Here is a 15,821-nt window from a genome sequence, read left to right as displayed (position 1 = left end):
TTTAATTTTTAATTTTTAATTATGATGGGTCTACCAGGAACAGCGGCTGGTCGTATTCTACCGGGTTTGCATTGTCTACCAGCACCTTTACGATCTTGCCTGATACCTCAGACTCAATCTCATTGAACAGTTTCATCGCTTCGATGATGCAGATTACCTGACCTTTTTTCACTTCATCCCCCACATTCACAAAAATCGGGCTTTCGGGGCTGGCCGCACGGTAGAAGGTTCCGATCATTGGGGCCTTGATGGCCACATACTTGCTGTCGTCGGTAGCTGCTGGCGCCGCAGCAGGGGCGGGGGCTGCAACGGGTGCGGCTGGCGCTGCCGGCTGAGGTGCTGCAACGGGTGCAGGAGCCGCGCCGGAGTCTTTTACATATTTTACTTTCTGGTCCGGGTCACGTTTTACCGAGATTTTAAACTCCTCTGTTTCAATGTTTACTTTGTTCAGGCCGGATTTGGCGATGAAGTCGATTAGTTCCTGGATTTCTTTAGCTTTCATGTGTTATTTAACTCTCTCTGCGTATGAATAAGTACGAGTGTCTACTTTGATTTTTTCATCCTGGCCGATGAATAATGGGACTTGAATCGTAGCGCCCGTTTCCACAATGGCTGGCTTCGACGCGTTGGTAGCCGTGTCGCCCTTCAGGCCCGGCTCCGTATACGTGATCGTCAGTTCCACAAAAGGCGGTATCTCGCAGGTGAGCGGACTCTCTGTTTCTGCGTGGAACAGAATCGTCACTTCCTGGCCCTCTTTCATCAGGTCAGCGAAAGGCACCATGTGCTCTTCCAGGGTTACCTGCTCAAAGTTATTCATATCCATAAAGTTATAGCCCAGGTCGTCTTTATATATAAACTGGTGGGGGCGCTGCTCCACACGGGCTGTTGTTATTTTATGGCCGGCAGAGAAGGTGTTGTCGAGAACCTTGCCAGTTCTGATGTTTCTAAGCTTTGTTCTAACAAAAGCTGGGCCTTTTCCGGGCTTTACGTGCTGGAAGTCAATCACGACATATAGATCGTTGTTGTACTCCATGCACACTCCGTTTTTAATATCAGCGGTGGTTGCCATACAGGTAAACTCTTATTTGTATTGTGAATAGAGGGTAAAAGTAATTTTGTTTTTGCTGTCTTGCAATGTAAAGTTAGATATTCTGCATCAAATCTTGCCAATGAACAGAACATGAATATGGTATGAACCCTATTCAACTTTTTGCCTGTTATAACTTCATTTGTCCTTTTCCCGGAATGGAAAGGCATGGAGCAGACTTGTTTTGTTTAACAATGAAATGAGGGATAGCTTAAGATGAATTACTTATGCTGTTCTATATGAATGGCTTAAGTAAAAGTAGCTTATGAAGGAGGCTGGTGCAGAGCTCCTCCTTTAAAACAAAATGTGCTGCAAGGGGTTGTGCGTGTAAAGAAAAGAATCCTAGCAACACAAACGAATGAAGAATAAAACCATCATCTTGAAAAGCCGGCCCAACGGCGTACCAACAAAAAACAATTTCCAATTCACTGAAACACCCATGCCTGAACTTCAGCAGGGTGAGGTGCTGCTGAAAGCCCTTTATATATCCGTGGACCCCTATATGCGGGGGCGCATGAGTGATGCAAAATCATATGTGGCGCCATACGAGGTAGGCAAGCCAATATTGGGCGGCGTTGTGGCTGAGGTAGTGGAAAGCAAACAAGAATCTTTCCGGAAAGGCGCCGTAGTAGTAGGGACTTTGCCGTGGCAGCAGTACACCATACATGATGTCAGGGGCCTGCATGCGGTTGATCCGGAGGTAGCGCCGCTTAGCTACCATTTGGGAATATTAGGAATGCCCGGACAGACGGCTTATTTCGGCCTGTTGCACATTGGCCAGCCGAAGCCCGGGGAAACGGTAGTGGTCTCCGGGGCTGCTGGCGCCGTAGGCACCGTGGTTGGCCAGATCGCCAAATTGAAAGGCTGCCGGGTAGTCGGTATTGCCGGATCGGATGAAAAAGTGTCTTACCTTAAAAATGAACTCGGTTTTGATGAGGCCATCAATTATAAGACAACCACCGACATCAACCAGGCGGTGTCCGCCGCCTGCCCGGATGGGGTAGACGTGTACTTCGACAATGTGGGTGGCGCTATCTCAGATGCCGTGCTGCTCGCCCTGAACAAGTTCGGGCGCATTGCCATATGCGGTCAGATATCCTTTTATAATAATACAGTGCCAGCCACGGGTATGCGCGTAGAGCCTATCCTGCTCCGGAAAAGCGCCCTGATGAAAGGCTTCATCGTCTCAGATTATGCCAGCGAGTTCGGGGCAGCCGCCAAAGAGCTGGCTACGTGGCTCAAAGAGGGGAAACTGCAGTACCGGGAAACCGTAAAAGAAGGCTTTGATCAGATTCCGGAAGCCTTTATAGGGCTTTTTACCGGTGAGAACACAGGCAAGCAATTAGTAAAAGTAGGGGAGCGCGAAGGGTAAGGGACCAACAGTTTGCCTTTTCTCAGTTGCATAGGTTTTTCGACTTTTCCGGAAGCATGCCACAAGATTCCCTTGCGCTGCAGCAGTTCGTTGTCCTCCCTTCAGGAATCAAATTTAAATCAAGAACATGAATAACTTCACATTTTATAATCCAGTAAAAATATTTTTTGGTAAAGGGCAGATTAGCGCTATTTCCAAAGAAATACCTGCCAACGCCCGCGTGATGGTTACGTATGGCGGAGGCAGCATCAAGAAAAATGGCGTATATGACCAGGTGATGGCAGCCCTGCAGGGGCATACGGTGCTTGAGTTCTGCAACATTGAGCCTAACCCGCACTACGAGACACTGATGCAGGCTGTGGACATAGCCAAGCGCCAGGAGATAGACTTTGTGCTGGCAGTAGGCGGCGGTTCCGTGATCGACGGCACCAAGTTTATTGTGGCTGCCATGGCTTATGAAGGGGAAGACCCGTGGGACATGCTGGCAGAACGCGCACCAGTGAAAGGCGCCGTGCCGTTCGGAACGGTTTTGACGCTGCCGGGCACTGGGTCTGAGATGAACTCTGGCGCTGTGATCACGCGTGTATCCACACAGGAGAAACTCTCGTTTGGCAGCCCCCATACTTTTCCGCAGTTTTCCGTGCTGGACCCGGAGACGACTTTCACGCTGCCGCTGCGCCAAGTAAGCAATGGCGTGGTAGATGCCTTTACCCATGTGCTGGAACAGTACCTGACCTACCCGGTGAATGCGCCGCTGCAGGACCGCATGGCGGAGTCTGTATTGCTGACGCTGAAAGAAGAGGGGCCCAAGGCACTGCAGAGCACACAGGATTACGAAACCATGGCTAATATTATGTGGAGCGCCACGATGGCCCTGAACGGGGTGATCAGGGTGGGGGTGCCGACTGACTGGGCCACGCATTATATCGGGCATGAACTCACTGCGCTTCACGGGATAGACCATGCGCGTACGCTTGCGGTCGTGCTGCCGTCGCTGCTGCGCTACAAGAGCGAGGTGAAAAAAGAAAAACTGCTGCAATATGGCGAGCGCGTCTGGGGAGTGAATGCCGGCACAGAAGACGAGCGGTTGGAGGCGACACTGCAGGCTACGATTTCGTTCTTCGAATCAATGGAGATCGACACGAAACTTTCTGATTACAAAGTGGGAGAAGACACCATCAAACAAATTGTGAAGCGGTTTCAGGAGCGTGGTGTCAAGAACTTAGGCGAGCGCTCTGATATACAAGTGACAGACGTGGAGCAGATTCTATTGATGAGCCTGTAAACTCATTCAATCCGAAACAAAAAAATAAACCCGCTGCAGTGCTTCTGCAGCGGGTTTATTTTTTTGACCCTGCCATATCGATATAAGCTGTTAGAAAAAAAAGTCTCATGGGAAAGAGGTTATAAATTAGGGCGATCTGTCACAGCCAGGTATACATATAGCTCAATCATACTTCCCTCTTCTGCAGTAATTTAAAGCAAGAATGAGAGCGCACCGCAGTGAAATTTTATTTACTCCTCTGTGTTCCATGGAAGCTTTTTATGGATACTTTCTGAGAATTAGGATAAAAAAAATGGACAGTATTTTGGGCAATATGGTACTATTCCTAATCCATTTTACTACATTGGCTCTCATACTGGTAAAACCTGATTTGAACTTTTAGGATATGGTCTTTTTTAGCGTGAGTTCTCACTCATTGTCATAACTATATGACATGTAGAAAGAAAGGACTTAATTATATAAGAATCTGAATATTATAAGTTCAGGATTATCTTATCAACAAATTTTTATTGTGAAAGCTTGTGTTTTTAATACCAACCGTCTAAATTGCATTAAGCTGTTTTGGTAAAGAGGTTATCAGAACAATCAGACCGAATAGATGGGTTGGAATTTTTTTTATTTGAGCTTATAAAACGACCATTAAAATTTCAACCTGACGATAACTTTTAGCCAATGTTAGACATCATCAACTTCGTAGCGCTTTCCGGAATATTCAATGTACTGTTCTTTTGGTACGCGTCTACCAAAATGAGTTCGAAGCTAGATCCTGTAAAGACATTGATCGTTTCATTTGTCTTTTCCATCCCACTTAGTTTCCTGCTGATCGGGGTATACACCACGATGCTGATATATGCTGCCAAAACCGGCTCCAGTGAAGATGCCATGTGGGAGTACATGGAACAGGAAGAATTGCAATAGAAACTGATACTGATATATAGTTCTGAGCCTTCAGAAGCAGGAAAAGCCGCCTAATTAGGGCGGCTTTTCCTGCTTCTGGTGAAAATAGAATAGCGAAGGGAAGGCATTTGCCCTTCCCTTCGCTATTCTATAATACGTGAGAGATTAATGGCTGCCTGCGCTGCTGCCTACATCCTCTCCGCCATCCTGCACGTCGGCACTGCCCCGGCTGCCACTCTTTTGGGAGGGCGCTCCGCCCACTTTTCCTTTCATAATCTCTTCCTCATCAACTGTTTCCTTTTTCACACCCGAGGGATGGATATTAGGAACGCTGTTGCCTTCGTTTAAGGTTTTGTTTACATTTTCGTCTTTCAGTTTGTCTTTGCTTTTATCGTTCTTGTTCATCGTCTTAAGGTTAAATTAATAGTGAGAGGCACAAGCCTCTTTTAACTTACTGCTGCAAGTCTGGTTTAGAACCAACTGCTGTCGTTGTTACCGCTGCGGTTACGTTTGTCCCGGTATTGCCCACTTTCCGGATGGCGGCTTTCATAGTCGCCGTGGTAACTTCGGCGGTGTCCGCTCATAGGGTCATAGCGCCTGTTCCAATCGGGGTTAGAATTGTAGTCTCCATCATAACCATAGCTGAGCGAGCCGGCCATGTTGCCGTAATTGGCACCGCCTCCGCTTCCGTAGCTGTCCCGGCGATAATCGGATTCAAAGTTGCCGGACCCATAGGGGTCGCGGTCCTGCCTGTTGCCTCCCCGGGCGCCAGAGCGCGAGCCATATCCCGTGCTGGTCGGGTGGTAGTGCTCCTCCCAATTGGGTGTGTTCCTGCTGCGGTCCCCGGAACGGCTGTCGCGGAATTGGTCATTTTCTCCTGCTGAATCGTCCCGGTTGCGCCGCTGGTCGCTGTTATAATTCCGGTTGAAGTCGTAGTTGTAATTTCGGTTATAGTCTTGGTTATAGTCAGGGCCCCGGCGGCGGCTCCTGTCGCTTTGGGGGCCGAACCCATCCCAGGTGGACTGGTTGCGGTGGTCGCTGGATATATCGAGGCGGTAGGCGCCCCGGTAACTGTCTTCGTCAGCCCGGTCCTGTTTGCTTCGGTTACGGTGTTGCTCATTGCCGTAGCCTGCCCTGTTGTTCCATTCGTTTCTTTCCATAGTAAGTTATGTTTAGTGATGTACTTCTTTAACGCTTGCGAAACCGCTAAGTTTTTCTTCTGTTATCACCCTGCCGTTAACCCATCGCATGATTGCTCCCGTAAAAAGAGGAGTAACATGTTAAACCGCAACACACAAATCTAAGAAGCTATGAGAGACGAAAGAAGAGACAATAACAGAGAAAGAGAAAACGAACCACGTTGGCTGCACGGTCACCACCACGGGCAAAACTCCGATCGCGGCAATTATGCCCGGGACAGCCACTTTAACAGGGGATATGGCGACAATTCCTTTAGCCAGTACGGCGACGACAGCAGCTTTAACAGCAATGCAGACCAGCGACAGATGTCGCCGCAGGGGCGTTTTCAGGCAGGCGGGGCAACCTATAGCGGAGACGACTATACCCGTGGCAACAGCAGCCCCGACAATCCCTATGGTATGACGTATTTTCAGGAGGACAGCCATAACTCCTATCGCCACTACGATCCCCGAGCCGATTACAGCGACCAGGACTACAGCGGCTTCGGGGACAACGGGCCTTCGCGCTACAGGTATGGCATGGCTGATGAGCGCTTTGGACACGAGGTGCGGCGTGGAGATAACGAGGGAAACTGGGCCAGAGGCGCGCGCGGCGACCATGAATCCTATCGCCGGTATGAGCAGGGTAACCGAAACTACGACAACGACTATACCTCCGGCTTTGCAGGGCGCAACTACACAGAGGGAGCCGCACACTACGGAGAAGGCAGCCGCTACAGCAGCATGGACCAGCGGCGGGACGAAAGCAACCAAAACCGTGACCGCTACGATGACTACATGCGTGACAGGGACAGACGCTAAAGCAGGCATGTAGGCAGCTACGTGTAATTATCAATCCGGCAGCACTCTTGCTGCCCAAAACAACATTATAATGAGAGACGACACAAACAGAAACTACGGCGACTATAGCCGAAACTACAGACATCAGGAGGATCGCTACTGGCAGGGCGGTCCTTACCAGGGGCATGCGCATGCCCGCTTAGGGGATACCCGCCAGGAACCGGGTGAGCATTACAGGCTGCAACAGAGTCGGGAATATGGCCGCAGTGGTGGTCGTGAAGGAACGCGGGAGGATAGGTACAACGAAATGTACGACACCGCGAATTACTCAGACCATCCAAGGTCCACAGACTATGGATTACCTTACGGTGCAGAAAATGACTTGGAGCGGATTGAGCGGTTCCCCTACGCAGAGGGGCCTTATGCGCGGGAATCCCGGCACTACAGGTATAGCCAGGGCTATAACCCGAACTATGACAACCCCGAGGAGGGAGACCGCTACCGTGACTTTGACAGCCGGGGCAACCACGGTTTCCGGCATGACGCTGGCTACGGCAATGAAGACTCCTTCCGTGATTTTGGCAACGACCACTATGGCAGGCAGGACGAGGGCCATTCCCGCTACTAAAGGCAGTACCCGTTTAAGATAATATACATGCTTGGCAGGCCTGCAACAACTGAAACAGATTGTGGCTCCGTGTAAATAATGCATATATCCATTTAAGAAAAGGCTGTGGCTATTAGTCGCGGCCTTTTTTATTTTCCCGTTTGGATTGAGCCGCTGGGTGTTAAGCAGGTATCTATATATGACTCAATGCCAGGGTATTCAGTTTCTCTTAAATTTTATAGCGACGTTGGATAAGGGTGTAGAAGAAAATTTGACACTGACTTCATAGGAGAGGATCAATATGGGGTGGTGACGCCCCTTATGCTTAGCTTGATGTGAATCATTGGAAGAAGAGAGGGCAAAATTATAAATAAGCGCTTGGGAGCGAAAAGAAACGTGCGAAAACAAGCTACAGCGGCGGCTATAGAGTCAGTTGTTTTGGGGAAAGTGCAGGAGCAGGGGCAATGTTAGATGCCGCCTCTTCAGCAGGATCGTTGTTTTTGAATACGCGTGCGGCCCAGCGCGGAAAAATCACAGCCCCCATCACCAGGTACAGGTAATGCGTCAGCATGCGGTACAGCAGGACCACAATCGTCGTAAAACTTCCAAGGAAAGCGCCGAAGAAAGCAGGGAAAGCTATCTCCGCGATACCGGCAGCGCCCGGCGTGATCGAAACAAAAAGAACGATTTTATAGATAAGGTTTCGCGAGAAGATCACCAGGTGGTCGTGCAGGCTGAGGTGGGTGAAAGCGGCTATCAGGAAGCCGATAATGATATAGCGGGCAGTCCAGACAAACACAGTGGACACGCCGGCATGCAGCCAGTAAGTGGCATTTTTGCTGCGCAGGTGCTTCGACGAGATCAGCAGTTCGTTGGCGTGCCGAAACATACTCTCGCGCCAGCGACTCAGTGGCTTTAATCGGCCCAGGCGTAGAAACAGGCGCTTTACCGCCTGCGGGTTAATAAACAGGGCATAGAACATGGTAAATGCGTACAATGCCACCAGCAGGTAGCTAACAAAAAAGGCAATCCCCAGCGTCTCGCGCAGGCTCTCACTCAAGCCAATCATCTCCGGCAACACGTTCCCTTTTGTGAAGTAAAGCACCAAAGGCACTGCCAGCACAAAGTACAGGTTGTCCAGCATGGATGTCACCATCACCTGGGCAATCGATTTGCCCAGTGGGATTTTTTCCTTGAAGAGTATATAGGCTACTACTGTCGTGCCGCCCACAACAGACGGCAGCGCACAGGAGGCAAACTCCCACAGCATAATCACGTTGAAACTCTGCTTCCAGCTCAGCACCTTGTCTGTGATGTAGCGAATGCGGTACATGTACCCAAAATCCCGGACAAGCAAAACGGAGATGGCCATAGCCACCCAGAAGAGATTAGCCTTCAACAGCGTCTGGAGCTGCCCGGGTTCATAAGTAGTATAAAGCATATAGCCGATCACGCCGAAGCCCAGGAGAAGGGGCAAAATGATCTTGCGCACGGAAAACTGTTCCTGGAGTTTCTGTTTTGATAAGGCCATATGTGGGCTTCCTGTCAAATATCAGACCATTACTTGCTGATGCAGCGGAATGTAGCAGTCCTATTTTGATGTTGTTTTTCTATGATCGCCGAGGCTTTGCTGCGGGTAAAACGAAAAGGTTTGGTGCCATAAAATTATGTTAGTATATGGGGCCACAAGAGTAATGATCGCATTGTTTGGATAGGATATTTCTGCGAAGATAGGGACTTCGGTTTGACTAAAAATAAGGTGTTGTTTTTTATTTAGTGAAAGTAGCTAATCCTGATGCAGATGTCATTTTTGTCCATCAATTCTCCAGTACGGCAGTACATTGCAGGTCTGTATGTGGCAGAATTTGGCTACATATAGAATTTCATGCAGCAGATAGCGGATCGTGCTGCAATTTTCATCAGAGCTTTTCCTTTGCAGAGAGGTTCATTTCTCTTACGCGTCTCTTTTTAGGACTATCGCCTGTTATATAAGAGAGAGCAGGCAATATAAGTCAGATGTGCAGTGCCCATCCTTATTTTACTACAGCCTTAAACTCTGCTACTTTCTTGTATAATTTCCATGGGTCGGCCATGGAAGAAAGGTAAAGCGCGTAACGCGAAATATTGAAGTGGTTTGAGATGTCCAGGAGGAGGTCAGGGATGCCATCACGGTCTAAATCGCCTGCCCAAAGCAGCAGATAAATGGAATCCTGAAAGTGTTGGTCCTCCACCAGTGTTTGTTCTATTTGGCGGCCATTTCTGCTTCCTTCCACTTTCCATCCGTAATTTTTGTAGCGATAGCCAGCAGAGTCAGTCTGTACGCTGTCGCCGTAGGCTTTTATCTTGTAGGCTTTGTTTTTGAAAGTGTAGATGAGTGTTGTGTTCGCAGGAACTGTGTTTCTGCTAAAAGCAGCCGTGTCCACTTCTCCATATTCATTATGTTGCAGCCCTGCTACGAAGAACATAGCATCTGCGTCAGCTGCCGTCACCTGCCTTCCGGATAACAGGCTGTCGCCATCCGCGACAGGGTCTCTCACTGTGCTAATCTTTAGTTCAGCCGGCCGCAGAACATAGCCGGTGCTTTCATGGTAAAGTCCCAGCCACTTCATTTCGTCCGCCCCGCCCCACACTTCATTTTTATGGTAGGAGCCTTCCAGCAGAAGCTTCATCGGGGTGTCAGGCTCCGGCGCTAAATCTGTCGTGTCAACTTTGAGCAAAGTGTGGGCCGGTGCAGTTTTGTCTGTGGCTTCAGGCGCTGCAGGTTCCGTTACGGGTTCTTCCAGCACCATATGGTCGGTGGGAGCTGCAGGGGGAGTGTCTGCGTTTTGCCTGCAGCCAAGCAGCATGAGCAGGCTGAGAGGCAGCAGCAGGCGGATATATAACATGAATTTAAGTTGAAATGGAGTGGGGGCAACCGTTTTTTAACTGATGCAGCTAGCAGGATTTAGTTATGTAAGCTTAAGCTGCACGTGTTTTTAATTAGATTCTGGTGAGAGAAAGAAAAGAATGGATAGCGAGCGGTGGCTGAAAGAGTTAAATTATTTATTCGGATATAAGTGTTAACATGCTGATTAACAATTTTTTTATATAGTACAAGCGAGGTTATATAAGCTTGTCAATTTTATCACGCAGGCCTGCCGAAGCCTCTACAAGCGGCAATCGTACGCTGGCTGTGCAAACACCAAATCTCTCCAGCAGCACCTTTACCCCAACCGGGTTTCCCTCTTCATACAGCAGCGGGTTCACGTCCACGAAGCTGAGCAGCAGTTCTGCCGCCGCCTCAAAGTTCCCGTTTAACGCATGCCTTGTCATGCTGCTGAATTTCTCCGGATACGCATTGGCCAGGACAGAAATAGCGCCCACTGCACCGAATGACATCATGGGCACCGCCATCATGTCGTCCCCGCTAATCAGCATAAAATCCTTGGGCTTGTGTTTTGCGATGAACAGGCACTGCTCCAGGTTTCCCGAGGCTTCTTTTATCCCGATGATGTTTTCGTGAAGCGCCAGTTTCAGGGTTGTTTCGGCTGTCATGTTACTGCCTGTCCGTGACGGCACATTGTAAAGCATCACCGGCACTGGTGAGGTTTCCGCTATATGCAGGAAGTGCTGGTAAATGCCCTGCTGTGAAGGTTTGTTATAGGCAGGGCTTACTGAGAGAATAGCATCGATGCCCTCAAAGTCGGTAGCGGCTATTGTTTCGGTCACGTGCAGGGTGTTGTTGCCCCCAACGCCGTACATTAGCGGAACACGGCCATTTATATGCTGCTTGCAAAACTCTAAAATCCCTGTTTTCTCAGCAAATGTGGTTGTAGCCGATTCGGCGGTGGTGCCGTTCACCACCAGGTAATCCACCTTTCCCTCCAGAACAAAGTCCAGCAGTTTTTTGAGCGCCTCGTAGTCTACAGCCAACTCTCTTGTGAACGGTGTTATCAATGCCACACCTGTTCCTCTTAATCTCTCTCTTACCATTATATCTAATTCCGAACTACGAATTACGAATTATCAAATGATATGTGCAAATGATGTTGTCAGGAACAACGCCATCTTACCTCACCAGGGACACCATCGTGCCTGTACTTTATATATGAAACGCTTAAAGCACTGGTTTATATATAAGCTATAATGTTCTCATTCAATATTATATAACCCGGCCTGTGCACATCGAGGGTGGGAATCTATTGTATGTTGTTTTCCTCCACCCACTTCAGAAACTGCTCTTTGTATACTTCCCCGATCGGGATCTCTTTACTGCCAATGCGGATGCGGCTTTTCTCGATGCTGTCAATTTTCTGCAGCGACACGATGAATGAACGGTGGACACGCAGGAACTTCGAGTCCTGAAGTTTCTCCATCATCTTGTTCATCGAGAGCAGCGTGATGATCTTCTGATCTTTGGTCTGGATGATGATATAGTCCTTCAGCCCCTCGATCCAGAGAATGTCTTTAAAGTCGACGCGGATCGTCTTGTAATCAGCTTTCACAAACATAAAATCATGCTCCGGGGCAGCTTGCGGAGTTGGGGCAGCGAGGGGTGCCTCCCTGTCCCTGCCATTGCGCTGCAGCCGCTCCTGCGCCTTGGTCACTGCCTTCAAGAACCTGTCGAAGGGGATAGGCTTGAGCAGGTAATCCACGGCATCCTGGTTAAAGCCCTCCAGGGCATAGTCGGGGTAGGCGGTGGTGAAGATGATGAGCGGCTGGTGTTTGAGGATGTTCAGAAACTGGATGCCGGTGAGCTCGGGCATTTCAATGTCCAGAAACATCAGGTCCACCTGTTCCTCCTGCAGCACCTGCATGGCCTCCGTGGCGCTTGAGCAGGTTCGCACCAGCTTCAGGAACGGAAGTTTGCCTATATAGCTTTCAATGATGTCCAGGGCGAGCGGTTCGTCGTCCACGGCAATGCAACGTAATGTCATAGTTTTATCTGAGCTTAGGTCTGAAGTATAATGTTAATGTCGCGTAAAAGGCTCCTTCCTTTTCTTCAAGGGTCAGATGGTGCTGGCTGGGGTACAGCAGGTTCAGGCGCCGGCGCAGGTTCTCAAGGCCAATGCCACCGTACTCCCGCTTTTTGTGCGAACTGGTATTGTTAATGGTGCTGAAGAGCAGCGAATCTTCCTTCACCTCCAGGTTCATGATGATGCCGATCTCGTTTTTGCTCACCAGGCCGTGTTTGAATGCGTTTTCAACCAATGTCATCAGCAGCATGGGGGCAATCTGCTTGCCTCTCAGATCGCCCTGCACCTGAAACCTGATGATGGTCTGCTCGCGCAGCCGCAGTTTCTGCAAGTCGATGAAGTTGTTGATGTGGTCTACCTCTTTTTCCAGGCTTACCAGCGCGTCATTGCTCTCGTACAGCATGTAACGCATCAGCAGTGAGAGCTTCATGATGGCATCAGGCGTCTCGGGATGCTGTTTATAAGCCAATGAGTATATGTTGTTTAATGTGTTGAAGAGGAAGTGTGGGTTTACCTGCGATTTGAGGTAAGCCAGCTCTGTGATGAGCTTCTGCGTTTCAAGCTCTTTGTTCCGCCGCTCATTACGGATATAATTTCCCGTCACTTTCAGGGCCGAGCTGATGAAGGTGGTCACCAAGCCCCCGAGCACGTACTGCAGCAGCCGTTCGTAGCTGTAGAGGGTGGACATGCCCGGGTTAAACTCCCTGAAAACAAAGTAATCGAAGGGAGCCTGAAGAACAGCCACCGCCAGCAGCATGGTCAGCACAGCGGTTACATAAAGCAGGATACGGTTTCGCGCCAGGTACTTCGGGATCAGCACGTACCAGTTAAAATAGAAAATGAGCAGCTGAAACAGCAGTCCTACTGTGATGTCAAGCCCCTTGCTGAAGGAGAGGGTGCGGTTGGCATAAACGAAATAGAAGATCCAGGCGCCGAATATCAACCATCCGGCAACATGCAGCGCTATCTGGTAGCGTTTCTTCATGGTCACCTCCGGTAGGGTCAAGTTCATGGTATAAGGGGTGCAGCGGTGGTTTATTTGCTAACATGGCCGTTCAGTCACGATAAACATAGCCAATTATATATAAATTTAAACAAATTACTGCATTTAATCCCGCCGGTACAGGCATGTCTATACAGAAGCCCGTTTTCTGTCGATGAAGGGGTGTTTTTAGAAGATCAAGCCCTATCCTAACACAACCATAGCCTGACCTAGCTTCATCCCTGCATGGTATGATTGAGAGGTTGAGGGGAAGTTAAATGCGAAACCTGAAGGGAACGAGAGCAAGGTTTTGAATAGCGCAATTTGAGAGAATGATGCGGCTCGGGAGGTTAGAAAGGTCATCAGGCAGGACATTTGAATGGAGGCGCGGATGAAGCCATTTCACTAATCAATTTTATATATACCTCCTCTCGTGCTTCAATAGCAAGTCAGAGGCGCTTTTTAGTTGCGTATATACAAGGGGCACAATTGCCATATAGTTGTGCCCCGTGTATTGTTTTTATTTACCTATTGCTGTATCATAGCAAGAAATTCATCCTCATTTAAAATTCTCACGCCCAGTTTATTAGCCTTCTCCAGCTTCGCGGGGCCCATTTTGTCGCCTGCCACCAGGTAAGACAGCTTTGCCGAGATGGAAGAGACGATTTTTCCGCCGTGGCTCTGGATCAGCAGTTGCAACTCTTCCCGGCTCATGGTCCGGAATACCCCTGATATTACAAAGGTGTTTCCTGCCAATCGCTCGCTTTCGATTTCTATGGTATCCTTTTCAGATTTGAATTTCAATCCTGCTGCTTTCAGCCGCTCTACCAGTTGCACATGTTCCTGGTTCTGGAAGTACGCTATGATCGATCCGGCGATCCGGCCCCCAATCTCATTTATGGCCAGCAACTCCTCGTAAGTGGCGCCGCGCAGCGCCTCCAGATCCGGCAACTGCTCCGCCAGTTTCCTCGCCACCGTGCTGCCTACAAATCGGATGCCCAGGGCGAACAGCACCCGGTCGTAAGGCGTTCCCTTCGACTTCTCCAGGCTCTCGAGAATGTTGTTAGCCGATTTTTCACCCATCCGGTCCAGTTCAACCAATTGTTCGAACGTGAGGTCATAAAGGTCTGCAGGATTGCGCACTAATCCGGTCCTGTACAGTTGCTCAATCGTTTCCGGCCCCAAGCCGTCTATGTTCATGGCCTTTCGCGAGATAAAGTGCTCCAGCTTTGCTTTTATCTGTGGAGGACAGCCTTCGTCGTTGGGGCAGTAAAAATGCGCTTCACCTTCTGAGCGCACCAGCGGGGTTCCGCAGGCCGGGCACAGGGTGGGGTATATGATCGGCTGGCTGTCCTGTGGGCGCTTAGTGAAATCAACCCCTGTAATTTTAGGGATTATCTCACCGCCCTTCTCCACATACACTACATCACCCAGGCGCAGGTCCAGGCGCTGTATCTCATTCGCATTGTGTACAGACGCCCGCTTCACTACAGTGCCGGCCAGCAGCACGGGCGCTAAAAGCGCAACAGGCGTAACGGCACCCGTACGCCCCACCTGATACTGTATACCCTGCAACTGCGTGGCGGCGCTCATCGCAGCGTACTTATAGGCGATGGCCCAGCGGGGGCTTTTTGCCGTGTAGCCGAGTTCTTCCTGCAGTGCAAAGCTGTTTACTTTCACCACCACCCCGTCTGTGGCAATGGGAAGCTCAAAGCGCTTCGTCTCCCACTCTTCAATATAGCGCAACACATCTTCTATGCCGCCGCACTTGCGCCAGGTTTCTGATACCTTGAAACCCCACTTCTGTATGGCCTGCAGGCTCTCCGAGTGGGTATCGAAGGGGTTGTGCGGGCAATGGAACGAGTAGGAGAAACACCCTAATTTCCGGCTTGCCACGATCGCGGAATCCTGCTGCTTCAGCGTTCCCGAGGCAGCATTTCGCGGATTGGCCAGAAGCTGCTCACCGGATTCCTCACGCTCTACGTTCAGTTGCTCAAATACCGGCAGCGGCAAAAAAACCTCGCCCCGTACCTCGAACAGTTCCGGGAATCCCTGGCCGTGCACCTGCAGCGGCACATCGTGTATGGTTCGTACGTTCGCGGTGATGTCGTCGCCGCGGGTTCCGTCGCCGCGCGTTGCGCCCTGTATCAGCAGACCGTTCTCATAGGTCAGGCTGATGGCCACTCCGTCAAACTTTTGCTCACACACGTACTCCACCTCCTCGCCTATGGCTTTGCGCACCCGGTTATCGAATTCGCGCAGCTCTTCCTCAGAGTAAGTATTACTGAGCGAGAGCATGGGCCACTTGTGGAATACAGACTTGAAGTTTTTGGTGATGCTGCCCCCCACCCGTTGCGTGGGGGAGTTCGGATGGCGCAGGTCCGGGTAAGTTTCCTCCAGTTCCTGCAGTCGCTTCAGCATGTGGTCGAACTCCACGTCCGGTACCTCCGAAATGCTGTTCTGGTAATATTGGTAGTTCAGGTAATTAATGCGTTCTGTCAGCTCCTGTATCTGCTGGGCCGGCTCTTTCTCTACTGCCATATCGGGTTGTCTTATGCTGCCGTAAAAATAGGAAACAGAAGGCAGAAGTCAGAGGAAGAAATAAGGCGGCTCGGCGTAAGAACTCCAGCAAGGCGCGCAATTGGCACAGCTTCAAC

Annotated in this window: 15 protein-coding genes; 5 read left to right on the top strand and 10 right to left on the bottom strand. The window is 49.9% G+C overall.

The genetic code is table 11. From position 1 onward, the window contains the following. Nucleotides 1-19 precede the first annotated feature (19 nt). Entirely contained in the window at nt 20-502 is a 483-nt protein-coding gene (gene accB / locus ABD920_RS14700) for an acetyl-CoA carboxylase biotin carboxyl carrier protein (RefSeq protein WP_345160098.1), read from the bottom strand. Nucleotides 503-505: 3 nt separating this feature from the next. Then, nucleotides 506-1,069: an elongation factor P gene (efp, locus tag ABD920_RS14695; RefSeq protein WP_345160097.1), complete on the bottom strand. Its 564-nt coding sequence runs from the start codon at nt 1,067-1,069 to the stop codon at nt 506-508. Between the two features lie 376 nt (nt 1,070-1,445). Between efp and ABD920_RS14690 the strand changes: the two genes are divergently transcribed. From ABD920_RS14690 to ABD920_RS14680, 3 genes are all read left to right on the top strand, one after another. Beyond that, nucleotides 1,446-2,459, top strand: a complete 1,014-nt coding sequence (locus tag ABD920_RS14690; RefSeq protein WP_345160096.1) for an NADP-dependent oxidoreductase — start codon at nt 1,446-1,448, stop codon at nt 2,457-2,459. 127 nt (nt 2,460-2,586) lie between these two features. Further along, nucleotides 2,587-3,744 (top strand): iron-containing alcohol dehydrogenase, encoded by a 1,158-nt coding sequence (locus ABD920_RS14685; protein WP_345160094.1) that lies wholly within the window; start codon nt 2,587-2,589, stop codon nt 3,742-3,744. A gap of 672 nt (nt 3,745-4,416) precedes the next feature. Continuing rightward, a complete protein-coding gene (locus ABD920_RS14680; RefSeq protein WP_345160093.1) occupies nt 4,417-4,662 on the top strand; it encodes a hypothetical protein in 246 nt (81 codons plus the stop codon). Between the two features lie 144 nt (nt 4,663-4,806). On the opposite strand, the gene ABD920_RS14675 is transcribed toward ABD920_RS14680, so the two are convergent. Together ABD920_RS14675 and ABD920_RS14670 are read right to left on the bottom strand one after the other, a co-directional pair. Beyond that, complete coding sequence (locus ABD920_RS14675; protein ID WP_345160091.1) at nt 4,807-5,046, bottom strand: hypothetical protein; 240 nt, start codon at nt 5,044-5,046, stop codon at nt 4,807-4,809. A 65-nt stretch (nt 5,047-5,111) separates the two neighbouring features. Then, a complete protein-coding gene (locus ABD920_RS14670) occupies nt 5,112-5,801 on the bottom strand; it encodes a hypothetical protein (protein WP_345160090.1) in 690 nt (229 codons plus the stop codon). A gap of 150 nt (nt 5,802-5,951) precedes the next feature. Between ABD920_RS14670 and ABD920_RS14665 the strand changes: the two genes are divergently transcribed. Together ABD920_RS14665 and ABD920_RS14660 are read left to right on the top strand one after the other, a co-directional pair. Continuing rightward, a complete protein-coding gene (locus ABD920_RS14665) occupies nt 5,952-6,641 on the top strand; it encodes a hypothetical protein (RefSeq protein WP_345160089.1) in 690 nt (229 codons plus the stop codon). A 70-nt stretch (nt 6,642-6,711) separates the two neighbouring features. Then, on the top strand, nt 6,712-7,248 hold the full coding sequence (locus tag ABD920_RS14660) for a hypothetical protein (RefSeq protein ID WP_345160087.1): 537 nt from the start codon (nt 6,712-6,714) through the stop codon (nt 7,246-7,248). A 400-nt stretch (nt 7,249-7,648) separates the two neighbouring features. Here the strand turns inward: ABD920_RS14660 and ABD920_RS14655 are convergent, their stop codons facing one another. The 6 genes from ABD920_RS14655 to ligA all read right to left on the bottom strand — a co-directional run bounded on the left by ABD920_RS14655 (nt 7,649) and on the right by ligA (nt 15,705). Next, nucleotides 7,649-8,758 carry a lysylphosphatidylglycerol synthase transmembrane domain-containing protein gene (locus ABD920_RS14655; protein WP_345160085.1) on the bottom strand — a complete coding sequence of 370 codons (1,110 nt, stop codon included), beginning with the start codon at nt 8,756-8,758 and terminating at the stop codon, nt 7,649-7,651. 502 nt (nt 8,759-9,260) lie between these two features. Further along, on the bottom strand, nt 9,261-10,112 hold the full coding sequence (locus tag ABD920_RS14650; protein ID WP_345160084.1) for a hypothetical protein: 852 nt from the start codon (nt 10,110-10,112) through the stop codon (nt 9,261-9,263). Between the two features lie 217 nt (nt 10,113-10,329). Next, nucleotides 10,330-11,169 carry a 4-hydroxy-tetrahydrodipicolinate synthase gene (dapA, locus tag ABD920_RS14645; RefSeq protein WP_425568625.1) on the bottom strand — a complete coding sequence of 280 codons (840 nt, stop codon included), beginning with the start codon at nt 11,167-11,169 and terminating at the stop codon, nt 10,330-10,332. Nucleotides 11,170-11,405: 236 nt separating this feature from the next. Continuing rightward, nucleotides 11,406-12,143, bottom strand: coding sequence for a LytR/AlgR family response regulator transcription factor (locus ABD920_RS14640; protein ID WP_345160080.1), 738 nt, complete (start codon nt 12,141-12,143; stop codon nt 11,406-11,408). A 4-nt stretch (nt 12,144-12,147) separates the two neighbouring features. Then, the gene (locus tag ABD920_RS14635; protein ID WP_345160078.1) at nt 12,148-13,194 is read right to left on the bottom strand and encodes a sensor histidine kinase; all 1,047 of its coding nucleotides are present in this window, start codon (nt 13,192-13,194) and stop codon (nt 12,148-12,150) included. Nucleotides 13,195-13,692: 498 nt separating this feature from the next. Further along, nucleotides 13,693-15,705 (bottom strand): NAD-dependent DNA ligase LigA, encoded by a 2,013-nt coding sequence (gene ligA / locus ABD920_RS14630; protein ID WP_345160077.1) that lies wholly within the window; start codon nt 15,703-15,705, stop codon nt 13,693-13,695. Between the last annotated feature and the right edge of the window lie 116 nt (nt 15,706-15,821).

The sequence above is a fragment of the Pontibacter saemangeumensis genome (genome assembly GCF_039541895.1).
Lineage (GTDB): Bacteria > Bacteroidota > Bacteroidia > Cytophagales > Hymenobacteraceae > Pontibacter > Pontibacter saemangeumensis.
The sequence above is the reverse complement of the archived record's forward strand: the minus strand, read 5'-3'. Positions and strand labels throughout refer to the sequence as shown.

Bases quoted from the DNA above. Each gene is read 5' to 3' on its own strand.
- ABD920_RS14690 (WP_345160096.1), top strand. From the start codon at position 1,446: ATGAAGAATAAAACCATCATCTTGAAAAGCCGGCCCAACGGCGTACCA.
- ABD920_RS14675 (WP_345160091.1), bottom strand. From the start codon at position 5,046: ATGAACAAGAACGATAAAAGCAAAGACAAACTGAAAGACGAAAATGTA.
- ABD920_RS14665 (WP_345160089.1), top strand. From the start codon at position 5,952: ATGAGAGACGAAAGAAGAGACAATAACAGAGAAAGAGAAAACGAACCA.
- ABD920_RS14660 (WP_345160087.1), top strand. From the start codon at position 6,712: ATGAGAGACGACACAAACAGAAACTACGGCGACTATAGCCGAAACTAC.
- ABD920_RS14680 (WP_345160093.1), top strand. From the start codon at position 4,417: ATGTTAGACATCATCAACTTCGTAGCGCTTTCCGGAATATTCAATGTA.
- ligA (WP_345160077.1), bottom strand. From the start codon at position 15,705: ATGGCAGTAGAGAAAGAGCCGGCCCAGCAGATACAGGAGCTGACAGAA.
- ABD920_RS14685 (WP_345160094.1), top strand. From the start codon at position 2,587: ATGAATAACTTCACATTTTATAATCCAGTAAAAATATTTTTTGGTAAA.
- efp (WP_345160097.1), bottom strand. From the start codon at position 1,069: ATGGCAACCACCGCTGATATTAAAAACGGAGTGTGCATGGAGTACAAC.
- ABD920_RS14650 (WP_345160084.1), bottom strand. From the start codon at position 10,112: ATGTTATATATCCGCCTGCTGCTGCCTCTCAGCCTGCTCATGCTGCTT.
- accB (WP_345160098.1), bottom strand. From the start codon at position 502: ATGAAAGCTAAAGAAATCCAGGAACTAATCGACTTCATCGCCAAATCC.
- ABD920_RS14640 (WP_345160080.1), bottom strand. From the start codon at position 12,143: ATGACATTACGTTGCATTGCCGTGGACGACGAACCGCTCGCCCTGGAC.
- ABD920_RS14655 (WP_345160085.1), bottom strand. From the start codon at position 8,758: ATGGCCTTATCAAAACAGAAACTCCAGGAACAGTTTTCCGTGCGCAAG.
- ABD920_RS14635 (WP_345160078.1), bottom strand. From the start codon at position 13,194: ATGAACTTGACCCTACCGGAGGTGACCATGAAGAAACGCTACCAGATA.
- ABD920_RS14670 (WP_345160090.1), bottom strand. From the start codon at position 5,801: ATGGAAAGAAACGAATGGAACAACAGGGCAGGCTACGGCAATGAGCAA.